The sequence below is a fragment of the Campylobacter concisus genome (genome assembly GCF_002913545.1).
Classification (GTDB): Bacteria; Campylobacterota; Campylobacteria; order Campylobacterales; family Campylobacteraceae; genus Campylobacter_A; species Campylobacter_A concisus_AV.
In genome coordinates, this window is sequence record NZ_PPBR01000124.1 from 67,243 (window position 1) to 89,231 (window position 21,989).

At 39.3% G+C, this 21,989-nt stretch carries 26 protein-coding genes, 1 tRNA gene and 2 pseudogenes; 7 read left to right on the forward strand and 22 right to left on the reverse strand.

The features are described 5' to 3' along the window. Positions 1-2: 2 nt before the first annotated feature. From CYP05_RS08935 to lepA, 10 genes are all read right to left on the reverse strand, one after another. On the reverse strand, positions 3-626 hold the full coding sequence (locus CYP05_RS08935) for a hypothetical protein (RefSeq protein ID WP_103642674.1): 624 nt from the start codon (positions 624-626) through the stop codon (positions 3-5). A 44-nt stretch (positions 627-670) separates the two neighbouring features. Further along, complete coding sequence (locus CYP05_RS08940) at positions 671-1,156, reverse strand: PepSY domain-containing protein (protein ID WP_103642675.1); 486 nt, start codon at positions 1,154-1,156, stop codon at positions 671-673. 246 nt (positions 1,157-1,402) lie between these two features. Continuing rightward, entirely contained in the window at positions 1,403-1,747 is a 345-nt protein-coding gene (locus CYP05_RS10035) for a plasmid mobilization protein (protein WP_181001201.1), read from the reverse strand. Then, positions 1,747-2,001, reverse strand: coding sequence for a helix-turn-helix transcriptional regulator (locus tag CYP05_RS08950; RefSeq protein ID WP_103642676.1), 255 nt, complete (start codon positions 1,999-2,001; stop codon positions 1,747-1,749). Before CYP05_RS08950 ends, CYP05_RS10035 begins: the two co-directional genes overlap by 1 nt. A 326-nt stretch (positions 2,002-2,327) precedes the next feature. Continuing rightward, positions 2,328-2,402: transfer RNA gene (locus tag CYP05_RS08955), tRNA-Asn, on the reverse strand. A gap of 140 nt (positions 2,403-2,542) precedes the next feature. After that, positions 2,543-3,112, reverse strand: coding sequence for a ComF family protein (locus tag CYP05_RS08960; protein WP_103642677.1), 570 nt, complete (start codon positions 3,110-3,112; stop codon positions 2,543-2,545). After that, a complete protein-coding gene (locus tag CYP05_RS08965; RefSeq protein ID WP_103578142.1) occupies positions 3,112-3,672 on the reverse strand; it encodes a YajG family lipoprotein in 561 nt (186 codons plus the stop codon). Before CYP05_RS08965 ends, CYP05_RS08960 begins: the two co-directional genes overlap by 1 nt. 10 nt (positions 3,673-3,682) lie before the next feature. Continuing rightward, entirely contained in the window at positions 3,683-4,405 is a 723-nt protein-coding gene (locus CYP05_RS08970) for a hypothetical protein (protein WP_103642678.1), read from the reverse strand. Continuing rightward, a complete protein-coding gene (locus CYP05_RS08975; RefSeq protein WP_009294206.1) occupies positions 4,399-4,629 on the reverse strand; it encodes a 2-hydroxymuconate tautomerase family protein in 231 nt (76 codons plus the stop codon). The genes CYP05_RS08970 and CYP05_RS08975 overlap by 7 nt, the downstream gene beginning before the upstream one ends. Before the next feature lie 202 nt (positions 4,630-4,831). Then, complete coding sequence (gene lepA / locus CYP05_RS08980) at positions 4,832-6,622, reverse strand: translation elongation factor 4 (protein ID WP_103642679.1); 1,791 nt, start codon at positions 6,620-6,622, stop codon at positions 4,832-4,834. Between the two features lie 136 nt (positions 6,623-6,758). On the opposite strand from lepA, the pseudogene CYP05_RS08985 reads away from it, so the two are divergent. The 3 genes and pseudogenes from CYP05_RS08985 to CYP05_RS09865 form a co-directional block, all read left to right on the forward strand. Further along, positions 6,759-8,769: pseudogene (locus CYP05_RS08985) on the forward strand (HsdM family class I SAM-dependent methyltransferase); the annotation flags it as partial. 102 nt (positions 8,770-8,871) lie between these two features. Further along, complete coding sequence (locus CYP05_RS10265) at positions 8,872-9,180, forward strand: restriction endonuclease subunit S (RefSeq protein ID WP_258031553.1); 309 nt, start codon at positions 8,872-8,874, stop codon at positions 9,178-9,180. A gap of 81 nt (positions 9,181-9,261) precedes the next feature. Further along, on the forward strand, positions 9,262-9,912 hold the full coding sequence (locus tag CYP05_RS09865) for a restriction endonuclease subunit S (RefSeq protein ID WP_141090289.1): 651 nt from the start codon (positions 9,262-9,264) through the stop codon (positions 9,910-9,912). A 1-nt stretch (position 9,913) separates the two neighbouring features. Here CYP05_RS09865 and CYP05_RS08990 read toward each other — a convergent pair whose 3' ends face one another. Then, positions 9,914-10,828 (reverse strand): cation diffusion facilitator family transporter, encoded by a 915-nt coding sequence (locus CYP05_RS08990; RefSeq protein ID WP_103642680.1) that lies wholly within the window; start codon positions 10,826-10,828, stop codon positions 9,914-9,916. After that, entirely contained in the window at positions 10,806-11,690 is an 885-nt protein-coding gene (locus CYP05_RS08995; RefSeq protein WP_103585732.1) for an ABC transporter six-transmembrane domain-containing protein, read from the reverse strand. Before CYP05_RS08995 ends, CYP05_RS08990 begins: the two co-directional genes overlap by 23 nt. 150 nt (positions 11,691-11,840) lie before the next feature. On the opposite strand from CYP05_RS08995, the gene CYP05_RS09000 reads away from it, so the two are divergent. The 3 genes from CYP05_RS09000 to CYP05_RS09010 all read left to right on the forward strand — a co-directional run bounded on the left by CYP05_RS09000 (position 11,841) and on the right by CYP05_RS09010 (position 13,366). Beyond that, positions 11,841-12,215, forward strand: coding sequence for a cupin domain-containing protein (locus CYP05_RS09000; protein WP_103642681.1), 375 nt, complete (start codon positions 11,841-11,843; stop codon positions 12,213-12,215). Between the two features lie 237 nt (positions 12,216-12,452). Continuing rightward, the gene (locus tag CYP05_RS09005; protein WP_103642682.1) at positions 12,453-12,851 is read left to right on the forward strand and encodes an NAD(P)-dependent oxidoreductase; all 399 of its coding nucleotides are present in this window, start codon (positions 12,453-12,455) and stop codon (positions 12,849-12,851) included. Positions 12,852-12,952: 101 nt separating this feature from the next. Further along, positions 12,953-13,366, forward strand: coding sequence for an Rrf2 family transcriptional regulator (locus tag CYP05_RS09010; protein ID WP_103642683.1), 414 nt, complete (start codon positions 12,953-12,955; stop codon positions 13,364-13,366). 46 nt (positions 13,367-13,412) lie between these two features. On the opposite strand, the pseudogene CYP05_RS10270 reads toward CYP05_RS09010, so the two are convergent. Both CYP05_RS10270 and CYP05_RS09015 read right to left on the reverse strand, forming a co-directional pair. Then, positions 13,413-13,499, reverse strand: a pseudogene (locus CYP05_RS10270) (hypothetical protein); the annotation flags it as partial. A gap of 206 nt (positions 13,500-13,705) precedes the next feature. After that, positions 13,706-14,635, reverse strand: coding sequence for a ribose-phosphate pyrophosphokinase (locus tag CYP05_RS09015; protein WP_004317514.1), 930 nt, complete (start codon positions 14,633-14,635; stop codon positions 13,706-13,708). Positions 14,636-14,787: 152 nt separating this feature from the next. Between CYP05_RS09015 and CYP05_RS09020 the strand changes: the two genes are divergently transcribed. Beyond that, positions 14,788-15,150 (forward strand): DUF488 domain-containing protein, encoded by a 363-nt coding sequence (locus CYP05_RS09020; RefSeq protein WP_004317578.1) that lies wholly within the window; start codon positions 14,788-14,790, stop codon positions 15,148-15,150. Here CYP05_RS09020 and mnmA read toward each other — a convergent pair. From mnmA to flhF, 8 genes are read right to left on the reverse strand one after another with little or no spacing between them, the layout of a single operon-like run. After that, positions 15,137-16,189, reverse strand: coding sequence for a tRNA 2-thiouridine(34) synthase MnmA (gene mnmA, locus CYP05_RS09025; RefSeq protein ID WP_258031554.1), 1,053 nt, complete (start codon positions 16,187-16,189; stop codon positions 15,137-15,139). The genes CYP05_RS09020 and mnmA overlap by 14 nt on opposite strands. A 16-nt stretch (positions 16,190-16,205) precedes the next feature. Beyond that, positions 16,206-16,796 (reverse strand): TIGR00730 family Rossman fold protein, encoded by a 591-nt coding sequence (locus CYP05_RS09030; RefSeq protein ID WP_103642685.1) that lies wholly within the window; start codon positions 16,794-16,796, stop codon positions 16,206-16,208. Next, positions 16,796-17,644, reverse strand: coding sequence for a flagellar motor switch protein FliY (fliY, locus tag CYP05_RS09035; protein ID WP_103610232.1), 849 nt, complete (start codon positions 17,642-17,644; stop codon positions 16,796-16,798). Before fliY ends, CYP05_RS09030 begins: the two co-directional genes overlap by 1 nt. After that, complete coding sequence (gene fliM, locus CYP05_RS09040; protein ID WP_103642686.1) at positions 17,634-18,734, reverse strand: flagellar motor switch protein FliM; 1,101 nt, start codon at positions 18,732-18,734, stop codon at positions 17,634-17,636. The genes fliY and fliM overlap by 11 nt, the downstream gene beginning before the upstream one ends. After that, complete coding sequence (locus CYP05_RS09045; RefSeq protein ID WP_004317527.1) at positions 18,734-19,438, reverse strand: RNA polymerase sigma factor FliA; 705 nt, start codon at positions 19,436-19,438, stop codon at positions 18,734-18,736. Before CYP05_RS09045 ends, fliM begins: the two co-directional genes overlap by 1 nt. Beyond that, positions 19,410-19,754, reverse strand: a complete 345-nt coding sequence (locus CYP05_RS09050) for a hypothetical protein (protein WP_004317586.1) — start codon at positions 19,752-19,754, stop codon at positions 19,410-19,412. The genes CYP05_RS09045 and CYP05_RS09050 overlap by 29 nt, the downstream gene beginning before the upstream one ends. Before the next feature lie 13 nt (positions 19,755-19,767). Then, a complete protein-coding gene (locus tag CYP05_RS09055; RefSeq protein WP_021084434.1) occupies positions 19,768-20,634 on the reverse strand; it encodes a P-loop NTPase in 867 nt (288 codons plus the stop codon). After that, entirely contained in the window at positions 20,627-21,985 is a 1,359-nt protein-coding gene (gene flhF, locus CYP05_RS09060) for a flagellar biosynthesis protein FlhF (protein WP_103642687.1), read from the reverse strand. The genes CYP05_RS09055 and flhF overlap by 8 nt, the downstream gene beginning before the upstream one ends. Positions 21,986-21,989 lie beyond the last annotated feature (4 nt).

A 21,989-nucleotide genomic window follows, 5' to 3' on the forward strand; every position in this document is an offset into this window, starting at 1 on the left:
TATCAAATTTGGCTTTTTATTTTTAGATTTAAAATTTCACCATTTGCTGCGCCTATCTTAAAATCATATAAAAAGCCGTTAAATTTAGCCCTTGCCTCGTAAAAATACTCCGCTCCAAGCGTGCCAAAACTTTGTTTTTTAGCTAGATAGATCGGTGCAAATTCCACCTCGTTTGGCTCTACTTTTAGGCGCTCTGTGACGATCTCTTTAACTATGTCTGGCAAGATGTGAGCTAGCCCTTCAAATTTGGCCTGCTCTTCATTTATCTTTGATAGCTCCGCCCTTTGCGCCTCGTCTTTTAGGCAGTTTGAAACGTTTGATAGCCAAACTCCAGCCTTGCCAGCATAGATGAGCAAATCCGCTGCACCTTGAAGCGAAAGCTCAAGCGTTTTTTTAAAGAAATTTTGAGCTTTGCATTTTGAAAAAGCTTGGCTTAAATTTTTATCTAAATTTTCAGGGTTTTGCTCGCTCTTGCCTAAATTTTCGCAACTATTTTTATTAGCACAAGCCTCGGCATTTTCACTTAAATTTTCTCTCAAGCTTTTGCTTAAATTTTTATTCAAATTTCTCTCTAAACTCTGTTCGCCAACTTTATCGTTTAAATTTTTCTCTAAATTTTCACTCATCTTTTTCACCTTTATAAAATTGAACGCCCAAAAAGGGCGCTAGATCACTTTGTATAGTTGCCGATTATCTCGCCATTTTGAGCGTTTATAATCACTTTTTTCTCGCTCCTGTCGCGCTTAAGCTCTACTTTGTATATCCAAGCACCATTTTTATTATCAAGCTCTGCCTCATCAAAGCTCCAGCCAGCCTCGAGCGCTTGAGCTTTAGCCACAGCCTCGTCAATGCTAAGAGCAAATTTTGAAAAATCTACCGCTTCGATCGGCAAGATATGTTTTTTATTTTTATTCTCCATTTTAACGATCTGACCGCTATTGGCATCGATCTTGATCTCTTGTTTGACGCCGTCTTTAAAAGAATCTATCTTATAAAATGTCACGCCCTTTTTGACGTTCATCTCGATATCTTTGACGCTTGAGCCTGGAAAGTTTTTCTCAGCTATGTTTAAAGCCTCTTTTGACGTGATGGCTGCTTGCAAACTTATCGCTCCTAAAATTGCTGCTAAAAGCGCCGCACCTAATACATTTTTCATTTTTGATCCTTTTATTTTTGATTTCCAACTTTCGTTTGGATGAGCGCATTATAAAAGCCTAAAATGAAGCTAGGATGAATGAAGAAATTATTTTAACTTCGCCAAAGATTAATATCTAATAGTATTTTGACCGCAAATCAGGACAATATACTTTGAAATAGCAATAAAACTGAGGGGAAATAAAGGGGAAAAATGCAAAAAAATAAAAAACCTTAAAGTTCTTAAAACATCGCTAAAATAGGGATTTTAAAAGGATTTTTGAAGATAGATGGCTCCGGATGCTGGATTTTGCTTTTGCAGCATTAAATCGTCTAATTTTTTATTGACATCAATTATTTGCTTTAAAACAACACCATCTATGACTTTATCTGTATTTACATGCTTTGCAATTTGGTTTATATTATTGCCTATTTTTGCCACCTGAATTATCATTGCCTTATCAAATTTATGAATAGGTGGCTTAGTGTTTATTAAAACGTGTCTTATATAGGATGACTTATTTAGTCCAGATATTGAAGCATTTAGATTCACTTGATTAAGTTCATTATCATCAAGTCTTATAGTGAGCTTATTTCTCTTATTTTGCTTCATCATAGAACCTTTTGCCTTTGATTTGTTAAAAATTCAGCTATTGAAAGCAAAGGAAAAACTATCCTTGAATTTTTAGCATCACCTATTTTTATATATCTAGGCAAATTCCTGCCATCTTTAATGCGTAAGTCTAATGTTGAAAGTCCAATTCCAATCGCCTTGGCCGTTTGCTTCCGATCTAGAGCCTGCACAAATGGAAACTGTCTTTCTAGACTTTGTAGTACTGTATTTAAAAACTCATTACTATCGAGCATAAAAATCCTTTTTACTTTTACTATTAATTATACTAATTGAGGTATTTTTTCATCACAGAATGAGATATTTTTAGAAATTTCTTATAAAATATAGCTCTTTAGGGTAATTTGTAGTGAATTAGAGTAAAAACATTTTATGTTTTTTATCTGTAACTCTTTAAAACAAAAAATAACATGTATAAAAACACATTAGAGCAAAATAGAAAATTTTAAAATATTAAATAAAACTGAGGGGAAATAAAGGGGAAAAATACAAAAAATAAGAAAACTTAAAGTTCTTGAAACATCGTTAAAATCTGGGTTTTAAAAGGATTTTTTAAGAAGAATGGCTCCGGATGCTGGGTTCGAACCAGCGACCAAGTGATTAACAGTCACCTACTCTACCGCTGAGCTAATCCGGAACACTTAAGAGAAGTTGTATTATAATTAGCATTTCTTTAAAAATAGCTTAAAAAAAGGCATTGTCAAAAAAACAACCTGAAAATAAGACATTGCTTTACTTTTTCATCTTTTTAAATTACATAAAAAATAAACATAAAACCTAGTTTCTAGCATCTGCTAAAACAAGTGCAAAAAGCACATCAACGCCTGCTTTTTGAAGTGTATCTCTAGCTTCTAGTATCGTTGTGCCAGTAGTTACGATGTCATCGACTAAGATAACTGGTGCGGTAATCTTTTTTAAAATTTTAAAATTTCTTGGATTGTTTTGCCTAAATTTAAGATCCTTGCCGCTGTAGCTGACATTGCTTGTCGCATGCAAAGCGTGAAAGATGGGTTTAAGGTTTTTAGCACGAAGTTCATTTGCCAAAATAGCCGTGTGCGAGTAGCCATGATGCACTCTATCATCTATCGGCAGAGCATAAATTTGCTCTGGAAAGCTAAAGCTTTTAGCAAATTTCTTAAATGCAAATTTAGCTAAATTTTTATAGATAAAAAGTCCGTGCATTTGGTGCTTTGAGTGGATGAGCTCTTTGATCTCAGAGTAGCCATAGAAGCTATAAATTTTAAAGCCCTCTAGCTCTCTTACTACAGGGCTTGGCTCGCTTAAAATTTGCGAGCAGGTTTTACAAAATGTCTTTAGCGTAAAGCTCTTGCAAAACGCACAAAACATCAGCTATTTAAGATAGCGATCGCAGAGCGTTTAACGGCATCGTTGATGATGTCTGTTAAGAATGGCTTAAACGCTCCGCCAGTGCGAACTAGCTCAAATTTGGTTTGGTTGTTTGAGATATTTTTGATGATGCTTTGATCGCCTTTTTGGATTTTAAGAGTGATCTTTATCTTGCCTTTTGTGTTGTCGCTGCCATATCCGCTCATATTTGCTTCAAATTCGTTTATGAAAACTTCAACCACGACGCCACCCATGCCATTTACATTTGCGCCATGAGCTATGAGCTCTTTTTTAAGAGAATCGCCAAAGTAGGTCGCAAGGTCATTTTGAAGCACGACGTATTCATCCACGGTGCCCTTGCCATCTGTTATAGTTGCAATAGTGCTTTTGTTTTTGCGACTATCATGCACTGCACTTATATAGACCTCAAAACCACTGTTTTGTTGATTTGAAACGATAGCCTTATAAGGATCAAATGCAAGCACCGTCTGAGTAGGCGCACAACCGCTCAAAAATAGAACAAAAAGTCCAAAGATAGCTAGAAATTTAAATTTACTCATATTTTTCCTTTCAAAGTTTAGTGATCTCATCAGCCACTTTTATGGCAGCTTGCTTGACTAAAAGCGCGATAAAGAAGTCAAACTGACCGCTTTTTGACGCCTCAAGCTCCTCCACGTGGTGTCTAGTCGAGATAGGAATTCGTTTTTTGAAATTTATATCTGAAAGCACAAGCTCGCCATATAGATGTCCGTTTAAAATTTCAGAGCTTCTAGAGTAAGTGCCTCTAAGCTCGTCAAATCTAAAATCAAGCCTATATGTATAAGGCGATGTTTGCGTATCCACGACAACGATGCCACGAGAATTTAGCTCACGTTTTAAAAACATATAAAAGAGCACTTCAAGACGTGGATTTGAGTTAAAGACCACGCCGCTGCCATCTTCTCTTGTGTAATAAATCGACCTTGCGCTGCTTCTAGCATCAACGATCCTATGAAAATAGACCTTCTTTAGCCCGACATTTATGTCGATCATATTTTTTTCTAAGCAGCAGTTTATCGCCACGTCGCTTCTATACTTGACGCCATTTATAAAGACGCCATCGCCCCTGCCCCTGCAAGCGCTGCAGTCAGCTGGGATCCTCATAACCTCTTCAAAATAGGTCTTATCTTCACTACTTATGCTTGCACTTTGCACGCCGTCTATGCTCTCGCACGATAGACAAAGGCTAGCTTTTGCCACGCAGCCAGTTAGAAAGATGGCTGCAAAAACTGCTAATAATGTCGTTCTTAGCATTTCACTTCCTTTTGCTCTTTTTGTTTTTTGCGGAGATTTTTCACGCTCTCGCCTGCGATGCCGTAGTTGTTCGTATCGATCTCATCGATAATGACAACGGTATTTTGAGCGCTTCTACCTAAAATTTCGCTTATTAGCTTTGTAACTCCGCTTATCATCTTCTCTTTTTGCTCCACGCTTGGGCTATCACCCTCTTTTGTCACGCAAATTTTCACAAACGGCATAGCACTCCTTTTTGTAAATTTAGCACTTAAATTTTAATCAAACACAAAAATCAAATGTGGCAGTATCGCCACCTCATAACAAGGCGAGATATTTTGTGATGATTTTGAAAGCTGTGACGTGAAATTTTGGTGCGGATAGAACACGTAGTTCATCAAGCCAAAATTTCACTAACTCTTTCAAAAGGACACAAAAGATAAGCCGTTAGTCTATTTTTAGGACGGATAAAAACGCCTCCTGCGGCAAATTCACCTTTCCTATCGCCTTCATACGTTTTTTACCCTCTTTTTGCTTCTCAAGCAATTTCCTCTTGCGCGTGATATCGCCACCGTAACACTTGGCTGTGACGTTTTTGCCCATTGATTTTACGGTTTCTCGGGCGATTATTTTATTACCGATGCTAGCTTGTATCGCCACCTCAAAGAGTTGACGTGGCACGATCTCTTTCATCGCCTTTACAAAGTCTCTGCCCTTTGTCTGAGCCTTGCTCTCAGGCACGATGATAGAGAGCGCATCGACCGTCTCGCCAGCCACTTTGACATCAAGCTTTACTAGATCGCCCACGCGGTAGTCGCTAGGCTCGTAGTCAAAGCTCGCGTAGCCTTTGGTGCTTGACTTTAGCTTGTCATAAAAGTCCATCACGATCTCATTCATCGGTATGTCATACTCAAGCAAAACGCGGTCAGTCGTGATGTAGTCCATCTTTGTTTGTATGCCGCGGCGGTTGTTTAAAAGCGTGATGATGTTGCCCAAAAACTCACTTGGAGTGATGATAGTAGCCTTTACGTATGGCTCAAGGATCGAGTCTATTTTATTGACTGGCGGTAGCTGACTTGGGTTTTGAATTTTTAAATTTAGCCCATCAGTTTGGATGACTTCATAAGTCACAGTTGGCGCTGTGGCGATGAGATCAAGGTCAAATTCACGCTCCAGCCTCTCTTTGACGACCTCCATGTGAAGAAGACCTAAAAAGCCAACCCTAAAGCCAAATCCAAGTGCGACCGAGGTCTCTGGCTCGTAGCTAATGGAGCTGTCATTTAGCTTTAGCTTATCCAGCGCGTCACGCAGATCTTCAAATTTATCAGTTTCTATCGGATAAAGTCCCGCAAAAACAAACGGCTTAGCCCTCTCAAAGCCACCAACTGGCTCTTTTAGCGGGTTTCTAGCCTGCGTCATCGTATCGCCCACCTGCACGTCGCTAACATTTTTAAGACCAAGCACGACTATGCCGACCTCGCCAGCGCTAAGCGTTTTGGTCTTGATCGGAGCTATAGGATTTGGATACATGAGGTCTAGCACGATGTGTTTTTTGCCCGTGCCCATGACCAAAATTTCATCATTTTTTGAAATTTCACCATCATAAACACGCACAAGAGCAAGCGCGCCAAGGTAGTTGTCAAACCAACTATCGTAAATGAGCGCCTTTGTAGGCTTGCTTACGTCGCCATTTGGCGCAGGGATCCTCGTGATGATCGCTTCAAGCAGCTCCTTTATGCCAACGCCTGTTTTTGCGCTCACTTCGATCGCTCCTGAGCAGTCAAGGCCGATGATATGCTCGATCTCGTCTTTTACCCTAGCAGGGTCAGCCGCTGGTAGGTCGATCTTGTTGATGACTGGGATGATCTCTAGGTTGTTTTCAAGTGCGATATAGACGTTTGCGATGGTTTGCGCCTCCACGCCCTGGCTAGCATCCACGACAAGCAGTGCGCCCTCGCAACTAGCTAGGCTACGGCTTACCTCGTAGCTAAAATCGACGTGTCCTGGGGTGTCTATCAAATTTAAAACAAAATTTTGCCCATTTAGTGCGTAGTTTAGGCGGACAGACTGGGCTTTGATCGTGATGCCACGCTCTTTTTCGATGTCCATCGTGTCCATGATTTGCGAGCTCATCTCACGGTCACTTACGGCGCCACACTCCTGAATGAGACGGTCAGCAAGCGTGCTTTTGCCGTGGTCGATGTGAGCTATGATGCTAAAGTTTCTAATGTTTTTCATATAAGCTTTACTTTTTCTGAGAATTTGGGCTTTATTTTGCCTAAAGTTGATTTAAAATTTGCATAATCTAATTTTAAATATTAAGTAAAAAGTAGTTAAAATCACAACTTTAAAAATAAAATAATGAAGGTTAAAAATGGCAATCCAAAGTGTAGAACCAAATGTGGCATATATGATAAATTCAGAGCTCAAATCATATAAACTTGATATCAAAATGGAACAAGAGAGCTTAAATAGTGAGATAGATAATGCCTTACAAGAATATGCTTCTAAAGGAGGTGGCAAAGGTGGCAACAAACCTGATGCTAAACTACTCTTGCAAGATAAGAGCTTAAATTTTTATCCTGTATTGATTGAATACAAAGGCTATGAAGATAAGTTAGAAAAACTAGACGCCGACGGCAATGTAGAAAATCGCACCGCCAAAAATGAACCAAATTTTAAAAATATAAAAGAATACGCTGTAAATGGAGCGATCCACTATGCAAATGCTCTGCTTCACCATACAAGCTATACTGACATCATCGCCATTGGCGTCACTGGTTTTAAAGATAACAAAGGCAAACTCCAAATAAAAATCGGAGTCTATTATGTTTCAAAGTCAAATTTAGGTATAGGTCAAAAAGTTGGTGACTTTAGCGACCTTTCATTTTTAAAAATATCAAATTTTGATGAATTTGCAAAAAGCCTAAAATATCTAAATTTATCATACGATGAACTTGAAAAGATAAAACAAAAGCGCGAAAAAGAGATTGACGCCAGCTTAGTAAAACTAAATAAAGATATTTATGAAAAAGGAATTGGCGAGAATGACAGAGTTTATCTTGTTGCAGCTTCAATCATTGCTACTCTTGGTATACCTGGCAGGGTCGCTCCACTAGAAAAATCACAGCTAAAATCATCACCCGAACAAGGCAACACTGATGGTGAAATTTTAACGAGAAAGATAAAAGCATTTTTGGACTGTAAAAGTATTCCAACAGATAAAAAAGATCTCATCATTCGCACACTATCAAATACAATCTTATCCGAAAATATTAATAAAGTAACAAACGGCGAGACACAGTTAAAACGATTATTTTCTAAAATAGTAGATGACCTAGGAATTTACTATAAAATTGGGCTCACCACTGATTTTACTGGAAAACTATTTAACGAAATGTATTCATGGCTTGGTTTTTCGCAAGATAAATTAAATGATGTTGTTCTTACGCCTTCATATGTCGCGACACTTTTAGTGCGCCTTGCGCGAGTAAATAAAGATAGTTATGTCTGGGATTTTGCCACAGGCTCAGCTGGACTTTTGGTTGCTGCTATGAATGAAATGATAAAAGATGCTAAAGACAATATAAAATCACCTGAAGAATTTAAGCAAAAAGAGCTAAAGATAAAGGCAGAACAACTTTTAGGACTTGAAATTCTTCCATGCTATTTATATGCTTGCAGTCTTAAACATGATAATGATGGGCGATGGAAGCTCCAACATCTTAAACAAGGATAGTTTAAGTGATTTTAGTGGCGAATATGGTTTTGGAGATATTAAAGAGAAATTTCCCGCAACCGCTTTTGTGCTAAATCCGCCATATTCTGCACCTGGAAATGGCATGGTCTTTGTAGAAACTGCTTTAAATATGATGAGTAAAGGCTACGCCGCCATAATCATACAAAACTCAGCTGGCAGCGGAAGAGCACGTGAATTTAATAAAAAGATTTTAAAACGCAACACCCTTATCGCGAGTATTAAAATGCCTACTGATCTTTTCGTCGGCAAATCAAGCGTGCAAACAAATATCTACGTCTTTAAAGTAGGTGAAAAGCACGAAAAAGACGAAATGGTGAAATTTATTGACTTTTCAAACGACGGCTACGCAAGATCAAATCGCAAAAAAGCGAGTAATAATTTAAAAATCGCCGATCGCGCACTTGAACGCTATGATGAGCTGGTAAATTTGGTGCGTTTTGGCGCAAGTAAGCTTGAAATTTTCACGCAAAATGAATATTACGAAGAGACAATTAACCCAGATAACGGCGCAGACTGGAATAAATCCAGCCCTGTGGATACTATGCCGACGCTAGCGGATTTTAAAAAGAGCGTAAGCGATTATCTAAGCTGGGAAGTGTCGCAAATTTTAAAAAAGGATAGTCCCAAGCAAAGCGCAATAGTCAGTGAAAAAATAGCAAATTTAGAGCGAGAATTTAAGGCGGGTGGCGGAGAATTTAAAGAATTTAGGCTTGACGAAATTTTTGAGATTAACGGCACAAGGTCATTAGATGAAGGTAAATTAGATTTTATTGAAAATGGCATAAATTTTATCGGTAGAGTTAATGAAAATAATGGCATTAAAGGAAAAATAGCCAATCAAGCTTTTTTACCAAATGAGCCAAATACAATCACTGCTACTGTAATAGGAAATTACAAATACGTAAAATTTCAGAAAGAACCGTATTATTGTTCTCAAAATATTAATAAATTAAAACCTAAATTTTTAATTAACGAAAAAATAGCAATCTACATAATGACAAATATTTATAAATTTGTATCATTATACGATGGATAACAGGGTGGATACAAACTAGATGAATTATCAAGTTTTAAAATCCCCTTGCCGACGCTAGGCGGCAAGATAAATTTTTCCTTTATGGAAAAATTTATCGAAGAACTCGACGCGTATCTTGCAGTAACTGGACTTAAAAATTACGAGCTAACTGATGCCGAAAAATCCGCTATTAAGAAATTTGACGAATTTAACAAATGGGCGGTAGCAAAAGAATTTAAAATCGGCGATTTGTTTAAAATTCAAACTCCAAAACGTAAATTTGATGCAAATAAAATTCAGTTTGGCGGACAATATCCTTATGTAACTCGCGGAGATAAAAATAATGGAATTCGCGGATATATAGATGAAAACATACAATATTTAAATGATGAAAATACGATCAGCTTTGGTCAAGATACAGCTACAATGTTTTTTCAAAAAAACAAATATTTTACCGGTGATAAGATTAAAATTTTTATACCCATAAATTTTAACTTAAATAGCAATATAGCAAATTATATTATTACTTCAATGCGATGTGGATTTTCAAATTTTACATGGGGTAGCAGCTCTTATAATGTAGAAATTTTAAAAAATGTAAAAATTATTTTACCAACAAACGACAGCGACGAAATCGACTACGAATTTATGGAAAATTTCATAAAAGCTATCGAAAAGCTAGTTATAAAAGACGTCGTGCTTTGGGCTGACAAAAAGATAGAAGCAACCAAAAAGGTCGTTAATAAAGCCTAGATTAGTGATGATGCCCGCAGTGATCATCTTCATCATTTAGCTCGCAGATGAGACCATTTTTGTGTCCAAGGCTCTCGCTCTCAAACTGAAGCGTGACATGGCCGATGCCAGCGTGAGAAAGCTCATGCTCGATGCGCTTTATCATCTTTGAAATTTCAGCCACACTTAAAGCATCATCCACCACCACGTGGGCTATGAGCGCATTTGTGCCAGCATTTATCGCCCAGATATGCAGGTCATGCACGATTTTAACGCCATCTACGCCATTTATAACGCCTAAAATTTCATCCGTATCAAGCTTAAGCGGCACGGCTTCTATCAGGATATTAAAGCTATCTTTTAGCAAGCTAGCGCCACTTTTTATTATGAGTAGCGAGACAAAGATACTTGCGATGCTATCGGCCTGCGTGAAGTTAAATTTCATCACAAGAAGCGCTGCAATAATGGCACCAACCGAGCCAAGCGTGTCGCCAAGCACGTGCAAATAAGCACCTTTCATGTTTAAATTTTCTTTTGTATCAGCACTTTTATGCATATAAACAGCCACGACTAAATTTACCACAAGCCCCAAAATACTAACAAATAGCATCGTTTCAGCCTCTATCTCTGGCTCGTTAAAAAGTCTGATAATCGCTTCAACTATGACAAAGATAGCAAGTGCGATAAGAGCGATAGCGTTTATGAAAGCAGCGATGATCTCGACCCTTTTGTAGCCAAAGGTCTTTTGTAAATTTGCCCTTTTTTCTGCGATCTTAAAAGCAATCAGTGACAAAAAGAGAGCCGCAGCGTCTGAGAGCATGTGAAATGCGTCGCTAATAAGCGCAAGCGAGTTTGAAACGAAGCCAAAAACGGCCTCAACTATCATAAACGTGAAAATTAGAAAAAACGAATTTCTAAGAACGCTCTTGTTGTGCATCATTATCCTTCTTTTGGGCGTCGATCCTCTTGCCGATATCTTTTAAATTTGAAAATTCCTCGATGAGCTTTGGCGAGTCGTCAAGACTGATGACGAAATTCCATATATAGGTCATCACAGAGTAGATGTGGCCGGCATTTGTCTGCTGCGAGCTTAGCACTATTATCGCCACCAAAAAGAGTAGCGAAGCGCTAATGCCGATGATAAAATAGCTCATCGCCTCCCTATTTGAGATCGCTATACGAAATTTAGAAACGACGTCATAGTGCCTATTTAGCGTGCTTTTGTTAAAAACACCTATCACCTTTGCTTCTTTTTCTAGGCGGTCATTTAAGCGAAGATAAAGGTCGTCATTTTTCTTGATATATCTTGGTAAAAATATAAGAAAAAAGGTCATCACTACAAAGCACGCCACAGCGACCTTTGGCTCGACAAAGATGAGCATAAACGCTGAGCCGATGATCGAAATGACCGATGTAAAAAACATAGGAAAATGCGTCTCAAAGAAATTTACAAACTCTCGCGAGAGCGCTACTCTGGCGATGATGGCGGAGTCGTCTTTGGCATTTTGTTTTTCATTCATGATGACATTTACAGCAAGCTTTGCGTAGATATTTGCAAAAACTTGCGTATCCACGCGGCGCCTAATGGCTCCTACAAGCCACGCTATAAGCACAAAAAGTGCGTAAATGAGGGCATTTAACGTATTTCCTTGCATGATTGCGTTGATCGCAAAGCCCGCAAATATCGGATAAGCTAGAAAAAGTCCGTTCTCTGCTAGCACCAAAGCAAAGGTCAAAATGAGCTTTTTGTTATGCTCGGTAGCTATGCTCTTTAGCGTTTTAAAGGCGTTATTTTGCAAATTTACTCCTAAATTTTCGTGAATTCTAGCCAAAATTTATAAATTTTGAAAAATTTTTGTTGTAACTATTGACATTACAACAAAAAATCACTATACTTCGCTCATCAGTTGTAAGAAAAAAGATTACAACAAAAAAACAAGGAGAATAAAATGAAAAATTATCAAGTTGCAAAGATCACAAACGAGCCAAGAGTCGAGCTAAAAGAGGCTTTAAATTTAACTGGCTGTGAGGTATCTATAAACGAACTTCCAGCAAATGTGAGCGTGCCATTTGTCCATGCGCACAAGCAAAACGAGGAGCTTTACATCATCACTGATGGCGATGGCGAGCTTTTTATCGACGGCGAAGAGATAAAAGTAGGCAAAGGCGACGCGGTGCGTATAGATCCAGATGGCAAAAGGTGCTTTAAAGCTGGCAAAAACGGCATCAAAATGATCTGCGTCCAGACAAAACGCGGTAGCCTAGAGCAATACACTATGAGCGACGGCGTGATAGTTGATGACGTAAAGCCAAGCTGGCTGTAAATTTAAAAAGCAAAATTTAAATAGCAATCTTAGGCACAAACGTCAAAAGCGGCGTAGATTTATCTAAAAATGGCTTCAAAACTCGGCGATTGTTAAAAAACAAAGAGTAAAACGATGACGTAAAAGTCATCTATAAAAGATATTTTTGAGCCTACAAAAGCTGATCTAACAGACTTTGATGCGGTTATCAGCGCATTTGCCGTTTGGTCGTTATAAACCTTTTTTTCTCACAAAAAAGTGGCCGCTCACCTAGTAAATTTACTAGAAGACACTAGCACAAGGCTCGTCGTAGCTCTTGGCGCTGGCACGTTATTTGTTGATAGCAAAGGCACTATGGTCATGGATACCCCAGACTTCCCAACAGCATATATGGGCGTGGCAAAGGCTACAGCGGAGTCATATTTTGAGCTAAAAGGTAGTGCAAATGTGCTTTGGATGTATGTAAGTCCAGCAGGCGACTACGACGCAAACGGCGCTCGCACGGGCAAATACGTGCTTGGCGGGGATGATCTCATACTAAACTCAAAAAATGAGAGCTACATCAGCTACGCAGACCTTGAGCTTGCGATCATTGACGAGCTAAAAAACAAGAAATTTATCCAAAAGCGCTTTACCGCGGTCGGCGAGAGAGCTTGAGTTTATAAATTTGACAGCTAGAAAAGGCTCGTAAGTCAAATTTAGCTGGCTGTCTTTGGCAGAAAATTTAAGTATAATCACGAAAAAATTTAAGGGAGCTTATGCAAGTTGGCATTAAATTTTCAACCGCGATACACGCGCTTTTGTGTGCTAAATTTTTTGAAAACGAAAAGGTTACAAGCGAATTTATAGCTGGCAGCATAAACACAAACCCAGTTATAATTAGGCGTCTGCTTGGCACTCTAAAGACTGCAGGGCTCGTAAATGTCGCAGCTGGAGTTGGTGGAGTGAGCCTTGCAAAAGAGCCAAAAGATATAAATTTACTTGAAATTTTTAACGCAGTAAATGATAAAGAAAAACTTTTTAAAATTCACTCCGACTCACCCAAAGCCTGCCCGCTTGGTGGCAGGATAGAGGAGCTTTTAAACGGACACTTTTTAAAAGCGCAAAATGCCCTAGAAAACGAGCTAAAAAGCGTTACTTTGCAAGACTTGCTAGATGAGCTTGCAAGATAAATTTTGGCTAGAGCTTGATCTATTCTAGCCAAAATAAATTTACAAACTACTCCTGCATCGTGATCCATTTTTGTGCGATCCTGACGGCATTTGTCGCAGCTCCCACGCGGATCTGATCTGCACTGCACCTTAATTACGACTTATTTAAATTTTAGTAGCTAGTATGTAGAAATTTAGTGGCGAGATTTCATTGTGATTTTTGTTTATTTGACTTTAAATTTAAGCTTGTTACAAGCAGGATTTTAAGTCTTTTGAACTAGAAATTTAACCCAAAAGATAAATATCAATTAGCCAAAATGGATAAATTTAGCAGGCCAGAGCTCTAGCCTGCAATGGTTACTAAAACAAGCTATTTACGCTTTCATTGTGATAAACACGGCGTATCACTTCGCCAAAGAGTGAAGCTGTGCTTAGCACTTTTATACAAGGGAGTTCTTCTTTTAACGGGATCGTATCAGTCACCACAAGCTCGTCTAAAAAGCCAAGTTTTAGCCTATCATAGGCTGGTCCGCTAAGCACTGGATGCGTGCAAAACGCCATTACGCTAGTTGCGCCACGCTCTTTGAAAATCTCAGCCGCTTTTACTATGGTGCCAGCGGTGTCGATCATATCATCGACCAAGATCACATCTTTGCCTTTCACATCGCCGATCACGTTCATCACTTCACTCTCGTTTGCTTTCTCACGGCGCTTATCAACGATGACCATATCTAACAAATTTAGATTTTTTGCCAAGGCTCTAGCACGAGCCACGCCGCCTACATCTGGGCTTGCTACGACTGGATTTGGTAAATTTTTTGCTTTTACGTAGTCGTTAAAGATGATGCTTCCATAAAGGTTATCTACTGGGATATCGAAAAATCCTTGAATTTGTCCTGCATGAAGGTCCATCGTAACGACCCTGTCGATGCCTGCTGTTTGCATCATATTTGCCACAAGTTTTGCAGTGATAGGCACTCTAGGAGCTGCTTTTCTGTCTTGTCTGGCGTAGCCAAAATACGGCACGATCGCTGTTATAGAGCTTGCACTGCTGCGTTTTAAAGCGTCAGTTAAGATAAGAAGCTCCATTAAATTTATATTTGCTGGGGCACATGTTGGCTGGATGACAAAAACATCCTTCCCACGCACGCTTTCGCCGATTTGCACGCTGATCTCACCATCGCTAAATCTTTTAATGCTAGCTTCACTGAGTGGAAGCGACAAATATTGCGAAATTTTCTTCGAAAGCTCGATGTTTGCGGTGCCTGAGAAAATTTTATAGCCTCTCATAATAGTAACCTTTTTTAGTGATTTTTATGTTGTGATTTTATCAAAATGAGCTTTAAATTTAAATTTATTTACCAACTATTTTTAGTCAAAATTTACACTAAATTTTTAAACTATTTTACATTTGTAAATTTATAAGGACTAAGATAACAAATATGTTTAAGATATGTAGAATTTACGACTTTATTAAAAGCGACGACGAGAAATTTAAAGGTGTCTTTATCGATAGACTTTATCCTAGAGGCGTGAAAAAAGAGATATTTTCTAGCTTCATCTGGCTAAAATCAGTCACTCCATCAAACGAGCTAAGGTCATGGTTTCATGAGGATAAGGAGGCTAGGTTTGATGAGTTTTGCAAAAGATTTAGGCAAGAGCTAAATGGCAAAGAGGAGCAAGAGGGGCTAAAAGAGCTTAAAAAGCTAGAAAAAGAGTATAAAAACGTGGCGCTTCTAACTGCTGTCAAAGAGCCAGAATTTAGCCACGTAAAGGTGATAAAAGAGGCGCTTAGTTCTTTATAAAGCCACTTGCGATGACGCGATCGCCCTCATACATCACGCAAAGCTGACCTTGAGCCACGCCAAGTGCATTTTGATTTAGCGTTAGCTTTGCGGTTTTGCTAGCTTTATCAACCTCAGCAAAAGCCTCAAGTTTAGGGCTTCTATACCTTATCTTTGCTTCGCACTCAAATTTATCTTCATCGATAAATAAATTTACATTTTCAAGCTCGACCGTCTTTTGAGCAAGGTCGTCCTTCGTGCCGACAACGATCTCGTTTTTATCGGCATTTATCTTGATGACAAAGTGTGGCTCGTGAGCGCCAAAAACCTCAAAGCCACGGCGTTTGCCGATAGTGTAGTGCATGTAGCCTTGGTGGCGGCCGATGATATTGCCGTCTTTATCGACCACATTGCCTGGTAAATTTGTGTTGTAGTGCTTGTTTAAAACCTCGATGTAGGTATTTTCCACAAAGCAAATTTCACTACTTTCTGCCTGAGTGGCGAACTCTTCAAGCACTTTTACGCCTCTTGCTAGCTCTTTTATATCTTTTTTAAATTTATCTCCAAGTGGAAAAATGACATCTTTTAGCACCTCTTTTGGCACCTGAGCTAAAAAGTAGCTCTGATCTTTGCTAGGATCTTTGGCGCAGGTTATAAAGCCATCAACCACCTGCACGTAGTGCCCAGTAGCAAGCTTCTCGCAGCCATTTGCCTTTGCAAAGTCAAGTAGCGCTCCAAGCTTTATAAATTTATTACACAAGGCACAAGGATTGGGTGTTTTACCCTCTTTGTAGAGCCTGACAAATGGGTCATAGACATATTCGTTAAATTTATCCTGCAGATCGAGGATATGCACCTTGATGCCAAGATACTCGCCCACTTTTTTGACTTTTCTGATGTTTTCTTCGTGGTATCCTGGCTTTTGATGAAGCATCATGTAGCAGCCTTGCACCTCATGTCCAGCCTCTTGCAGAAATTTAGCCGTCATCGTGCTATCTACGCCGCCGCTCATTGCAACCATTATTTTCATATTTTTACCTTTTTTAAATTTAAAGGCGATATTTTATATCTTATTTTTAAATAGCCAAAATTTCGCTTACGATAAGCTCCGGATCATCGGTGATTTTATATAAATTTAGATCTTCTTCGTTTATCGTTTTTTGAGGGATTAGCGTATTTCGTATAAACTCATCAAGCCCTTGCCAAAACTCACATCCATAAAGAAAAATTTTCACTTTTTTGGTACCAACATGAGCTAGCACCAAAATTTCAAATAGCTCATCAAGTGTGCCAAAGCCGCCAGGGAAGACGACAAATGCGATAGAGCTATCAGTTAGGGCAAATTTTCTTGGGCTTAAATTTGAAAAGAGATATTTTGCGGTGACGTATGGATTTGTATTTTGCTCAAACGGCAGCCTCACGTTTAGTGCGACACTAGGGGATTTTGCGCTGTCAAATGCACCCTTGTTTGCTGCTCTCATTATGCCGTCTCCACCGCCAGTTAAGATGGCAAAACCTAGCTCATTTAGTTTATAAGCTAGCTCGTATGCCTTTTTGCAGTAGAAATTTTCTTCATCAAATCTAGCCGAGCCAAAGAAGGTTACATTTTTGTTTTTATACTTTAAAACGCTTGGAAATTTTAAGAGATCATTTACTAATTCATTCATTATTTCAACTGCTGAAGCCTCTCGCGTTTTGAGCCTATCTGAGTGATCTGGATGCCAAAGTTACCGTCTATTATGACAACTTCGCCAAGGGCTATCACCTTATCTCCTATCAAAATTTCAAGCGGGTCGTTTGCTAACTGATTTAGCTCGATGACTGAGCCTATATCCATAGTAAGCACATCTTTTAAGAGCATCCTTTTTGAGCCGATTCTCACGCGAATAGGCAGCCTAACATCCATAATAAGGCCGATATTTCTCATCTCTTCTGCGCTAAATTCATTTTTGGAGTTATGAGGTGCGCTAACAGGCGCTGCTGGTGCTTCAGCTTTAGTTGGTTCAAAAAATCTCATCAGCGCATGATCGCAAGCAAAGCCAATATGCTCGTTTAGATCCTCAATCTTTACGTTAAACAAGAAAAGCTTTTCATAAACGCTAAAATCAAGAGGGGAATTTTCATCTAAGAAATTTACATTTACCACTTCAAAGCTGATTTTTGGCATGCCTTTTTGCGCACCAAGAGAGGTACTAAAAGCACTAAATAGGTTTGAAAATATCTCTTTTGCAGCGTCAAGCTCGTCACTACCTAGGTTTTCATTACGTGAGATTTCCTCTTCGCCCATCATCCATTCGCTAACAGCGCTGACTAGCACTGGCGTACATACGATCTCAACTTTAGCGCCAATGTCACCGCTTAAGGCAACACTAGCCATGACAACTGGTGGCTTTATGCCATTTTGCGTAGGAGCATCAAATTCATTTCTCTCTCCAATCTCTGGCGCTCTACCAGTTAGCCCTTCAATGGTCGCTTTCAATTCATTGGAGAATATATTAAAAAATTCATTCATCATATTCTTCGGTCTCTTCTTCCATATTGTGTTCGTTAGCTTCGTAAGCCATTAGTTTCGCTTTTCGCTCTTCTTCGTATTTTTCTAGAATATTTTTAATCTCATCTTTATCAGAGCGTATTAGCTGTTCGATTCTTATCGACTTCCTAAATCTATGAAGCCCAACTTCAGCTAAAAATACCTCTTTTTTATCGATACAAACGATCGCCTTATCATCAGCACCTCTATCAAGCCTTAAGATATCACCCTCTTTTAAATTTAAAAACTCATTTACACTAACGATTGATTTTCCTAATATCGCCTCATATAAAATTTCAGCTCTTCCAATAAGCGTTTTTAACTCTTTATTTCTACTCTTCTTAGCGCTAGTTTCACCAAGCATGATGTCCCTGTTCGCAAGGCGCGAGAGAATAGGTTCTAGGTAGATGACCGGATAGCATAAATTTATCATACCGCTTGAGTTGCCAACGATGATCTCCATGACGACCATGATGACGATCTCGTTTTGAGATACGATCTGAACAACGTTTGGACTGCTCTCTTTAGCTTCGACGTTTGGATACATATCAGTTATCATCGACCAGCTCTCTTTTAGACGCTGCATGATCATTCTAAGTACTGCATCAAGCAAATTTACCTCGATGTCAGTTAGCTCTCTATTTGTTTCAAAATTTTCGCCAGTTCCGCCAAGCAAACGATCTATCATAGGAAATGCAATACTCGGGTTTATCTCCAGAACGCAGTTACCATCAAGCGGTTTTATAGAAAAGACGTTAAAGCTCGTTGGACTTGGCAAACTCATCAAAAACTCGCCATATGTCATCTGATCGACACTGTGAAGTCTGATCTCAACAATACTTCTCATTACACTTGAAATTTGACTAGCTAAATTTCTAGCAAGCTTATCATGAATGCCTTTTATCGCACGGAGCTGCTCTTTACTGACGCGGTTTGGACGCTTGAAGTCATAGATAATGATCTGTCTTTGCTCGCTTTGTTGGTTCTCTTCAACATCGATACTGCTCGTATCGCCGTCTTCATCGACGACTTCAAGTAGCGCATCTATCTCTTCTTGACTTAAAATATCAGCCATTAAACCCCCAAGCTGCGTCTGATGCGATCAAGCAAACGTTTATGAATTTGCGAAATTCTACTCTCGCTGATGTTCATTATCTCGCTGATCTCTTTTAAATTTAGCTCTTCGTAGTAGTAGAGCTGAACTATCATCTGATCACGCTCATCAAAGTCTTTTAACGCACTTTCGATCTTTAAGATAAGATCCTCTTTTTCTACGCTTTTTTCAACATCGCTTTGACCGATTAGCTCCATTTGCTCGTCTATTGGCAAGATGGTGATGATGCCACTAACTCCCCTTGCCTCCCTTATCTTTTCGATATCTTCATTTAGTTTTTCAGCCAGATACTCGTCGCTTGGCTCTTCTTCGTGCGTGTTAAAGTAGTTATCTATCTCGGTATTTATGCTCTTTACTAGCTTTCTGTCGCTTCTACTAACGACATCAAGCGCTCTTAGATAATCTAACATCGAGCCATAAATTCTCTTTTTGCCATATCCCCAAAATGAGTCGTTTTGCTCTTTGTCATACTTCCTGCTAAGCTTTATCATCTCTTCAACGCCAACGCTTATAAGGTCGTTTACGTCGATACTTGAAGGCAAGCGCTCCTTTAGCCTAAACGCCATCGCACGCAGAGCTGGCATGTATTTTAAGACGATCTCGTCTTGCTCTTTTTTAATGGTGCTTTTATAAGCGTTAAGCTGCTTTTGCTTTAGTTCGTACATTTTGCTTACCAGAGTCTAAATTTTCGGTGGTTACTTTTAGCATGATATTTTCCATCCGTTTTTCCCTAACGTTTAGCTCAGAGATGAGATAGTCCGCGATCTCCTCATGTCTTTGATTGTCAAAAAATTTCTTCAAAGTCCTTTTTACATCGACGTAGTTCATTATCACGATGTGAATTATAAGGTAAAAAAATAAAGTAATAACTAGCGTATAAACAAGCATTTCGATAGGCTCACTCACCTTTAGCAAGGTAAAAACTATGCCTATGAAAAATCCACAAACCGTAAAAAATGCTATAAAATTTTCTGCACGCAAAGCTCAATCTCCATTAAAATTGTTCTATCAAACGCTTAAAGAAGCCCCCAAAACTCCTGTTTTGCTCATCTTTAAGCACTTTTCGTTCCAACCTATAAAGCAAATTCGAAGCTATCTGCTTGATCTGCACGCTAGCAGAGCCGTAAGCTTCGTCATCTGTAAAGAGTGTCCTTTGCTTTATGCTCCTTGCCACGCTCTTATCAGAAGCTACGTAGCCAATTAGCTCTAAATTTAAGCTTGGTCCGATATTTGCATTTGCCACTCGCTTTACATTTTCATAAATTCTAGTAGCCTCAGCCTCGTTTTTTACCATATTTAGTAGCAAAAGCTCGTTATTTTTAAACCTTGAAACGATCTTTATGACAGCGTATGCATCGGTTATCGCCGCAGGGTCAGGCACAGTCACCACGACAACCTCATCAGCCGCCTCTAAAAAGAGCTGCGTACTGCCGCCTATGCCAGCACCGGTGTCGATGATCAAAAAGTCAAGCTGATCAAGCTCGCTCGCCTCATCTAAAAATCTCTCAAATAAAAATTGATTGTTAAATTTCAAAATTTCATCGCCGCTCTCGCCAGGGATGAGGATGAGATTTTTATTTATAGGTATCAAGATATCTTTTAAGCTGCACTCGCCCTTTAGCACGTGAAGCAGGTTTTTGCCCATTTTAACGTTTAAGATCACATCAAGGTTTGCAAGGCCGATATCAGCGTCAAAAAGCCCTACTTTGTAGCCATTTTGCGACAAGACATTTGCTAAATTTGCACTTATCGTGCTCTTTCCAACGCCGCCTTTGCCACTTGTAATCGCTATAAAATGAGTATTTTTAGCCTTATTTTGAGACTGGACTAAATTTTGTAGTTTTTGCGCTTGGTTATTCATCGCTAGCCTTTTGCTTTGTAAAGCCGTCAAACACGCACTCTACTAAAAATTCGCTCTTTGCCTCCACAAGGTCATCAGGCACCTCTTGACCCACGCTAAAGTAGCTAACTGGCGTGTTTGTCTCATATATCAGCGAAAAGACGTTGCCAAAAATTTTGGTCTCGTCAAATTTTGTGATTATTAAAGTGTCGATCTCTAAAAATGAAAATCCATTATAAATTTCTATCAGATCCTCCACCTTTGAGCCAGCCGTAAGGACTAAATTTACATCGATCTTTGCGCCACTATGCTTTAAAAATTTATCAAGTCTTTCAAGCTTTTCTTTGTCATACTGCGAATTTCCAGTAGTGTCGATTAGTATCACGTCGCAGTAGCTAAGCTGCTTTATGGCGTTTTGAAAGTCCTCGACCTCTATCACGTCAAGGATCGGCAGTTTCATCATCTTAGCGTATTGAAATAGCTGCTCGACCGCTCCTATACGATATGTATCAAGCGTGATGATGCCCGTTTTATAGCGCTTTTCGTTGCCGTAAGCAAAGCGAGCCGCAAGCTTTGCAAGAGTCGTCGTCTTGCCAACTCCAGTTGGACCAACTAGCATCATTATGCGCTGTTTTTTATCACTTAGCTCTTTTCTGCAAGGTAGCATATTTCGCAAAAGCGAGTAGAAGTACCTTTTTACCGCAGTTGGGTTGCTTTTCATAGAGACTGGCAAATTTTCAAGCGTCGTTTGCATGATCGCTTCTAGATGCTCCTCTTTCATGCCACTTTGTTTTGCGAGCTTGTAGATGCTAGCAAACTCTGGCGGGATCGAGAGATTGTTGCGATTTGGGGATTTTTCGTCCCAGATCATGTCAGTTATCAGCCCTATTTTCTCGCTTAGCGCGCTTACTTGCTTTGCCACGTCGTCTATTTTTTTATTCATGCCATTTGTGCTTGGCTCTTTTATCTCGTTCATATCGACATTTGCGATCGCACTTATCTCTTTTGCGACGTCTGAGATGTTTAAAAGCACGCTCTCATTTGGATCGTAAGGCTCAGGCGACATCGTCTTTGCCTCAAATTTAGCAGGCTCCTCTTTTATCTCAAATTTTGGCTTTGGTGGCTCGTAGTTTTTGCTAAATTTAGAGTAGGCATTTTCATAGTTTATTGCTTTTACATTTGGCTTTGGCGGTTGCTTTACCTCGTCCTCTTCGACGCTTACTAAAATTTCATAAAGCGGCTTTTTGTTTATCGTTTTGGCTTGAATTTGCTTTGTGGTGACGAGTATGGCCTTCTCGCCGCACGCTTCTTGAGCCTTTTTCAAAGCCTCGATGGTGCTCTCGCCTGTAAAAGTATGAAATTTTGTAGCCATTTAT

Excerpts from the sequence above, each read along its gene's own strand:
- CYP05_RS08935 (WP_103642674.1), bottom strand. The coding sequence starts at position 626 with ATGAGTGAAAATTTAGAGAAAAATTTAAACGATAAAGTTGGCGAACAG.
- CYP05_RS08940 (WP_103642675.1), bottom strand. The coding sequence starts at position 1,156 with ATGAAAAATGTATTAGGTGCGGCGCTTTTAGCAGCAATTTTAGGAGCG.
- CYP05_RS10035 (WP_181001201.1), bottom strand. The coding sequence starts at position 1,747 with ATGAAGCAAAATAAGAGAAATAAGCTCACTATAAGACTTGATGATAAT.
- CYP05_RS08950 (WP_103642676.1), bottom strand. The coding sequence starts at position 2,001 with ATGCTCGATAGTAATGAGTTTTTAAATACAGTACTACAAAGTCTAGAA.
- CYP05_RS08960 (WP_103642677.1), bottom strand. The coding sequence starts at position 3,112 with ATGTTTTGTGCGTTTTGCAAGAGCTTTACGCTAAAGACATTTTGTAAA.
- CYP05_RS08965 (WP_103578142.1), bottom strand. The coding sequence starts at position 3,672 with ATGAGTAAATTTAAATTTCTAGCTATCTTTGGACTTTTTGTTCTATTT.
- CYP05_RS08970 (WP_103642678.1), bottom strand. The coding sequence starts at position 4,405 with ATGCTAAGAACGACATTATTAGCAGTTTTTGCAGCCATCTTTCTAACT.
- CYP05_RS08975 (WP_009294206.1), bottom strand. The coding sequence starts at position 4,629 with ATGCCGTTTGTGAAAATTTGCGTGACAAAAGAGGGTGATAGCCCAAGC.
- lepA (WP_103642679.1), bottom strand. The coding sequence starts at position 6,622 with ATGAAAAACATTAGAAACTTTAGCATCATAGCTCACATCGACCACGGC.
- CYP05_RS09865 (WP_141090289.1), top strand. The coding sequence starts at position 9,262 with ATGGAAAAATTTATCGAAGAACTCGACGCGTATCTTGCAGTAACTGGA.
- CYP05_RS08990 (WP_103642680.1), bottom strand. The coding sequence starts at position 10,828 with ATGCACAACAAGAGCGTTCTTAGAAATTCGTTTTTTCTAATTTTCACG.
- CYP05_RS09000 (WP_103642681.1), top strand. The coding sequence starts at position 11,841 with ATGAAAAATTATCAAGTTGCAAAGATCACAAACGAGCCAAGAGTCGAG.
- CYP05_RS09010 (WP_103642683.1), top strand. The coding sequence starts at position 12,953 with ATGCAAGTTGGCATTAAATTTTCAACCGCGATACACGCGCTTTTGTGT.
- CYP05_RS09015 (WP_004317514.1), bottom strand. The coding sequence starts at position 14,635 with ATGAGAGGCTATAAAATTTTCTCAGGCACCGCAAACATCGAGCTTTCG.
- CYP05_RS09020 (WP_004317578.1), top strand. The coding sequence starts at position 14,788 with ATGTTTAAGATATGTAGAATTTACGACTTTATTAAAAGCGACGACGAG.
- CYP05_RS09030 (WP_103642685.1), bottom strand. The coding sequence starts at position 16,796 with ATGAATGAATTAGTAAATGATCTCTTAAAATTTCCAAGCGTTTTAAAG.
- fliY (WP_103610232.1), bottom strand. The coding sequence starts at position 17,644 with ATGATGAATGAATTTTTTAATATATTCTCCAATGAATTGAAAGCGACC.
- fliM (WP_103642686.1), bottom strand. The coding sequence starts at position 18,734 with ATGGCTGATATTTTAAGTCAAGAAGAGATAGATGCGCTACTTGAAGTC.
- CYP05_RS09045 (WP_004317527.1), bottom strand. The coding sequence starts at position 19,438 with ATGTACGAACTAAAGCAAAAGCAGCTTAACGCTTATAAAAGCACCATT.
- CYP05_RS09055 (WP_021084434.1), bottom strand. The coding sequence starts at position 20,634 with ATGAATAACCAAGCGCAAAAACTACAAAATTTAGTCCAGTCTCAAAAT.
- flhF (WP_103642687.1), bottom strand. The coding sequence starts at position 21,985 with ATGGCTACAAAATTTCATACTTTTACAGGCGAGAGCACCATCGAGGCT.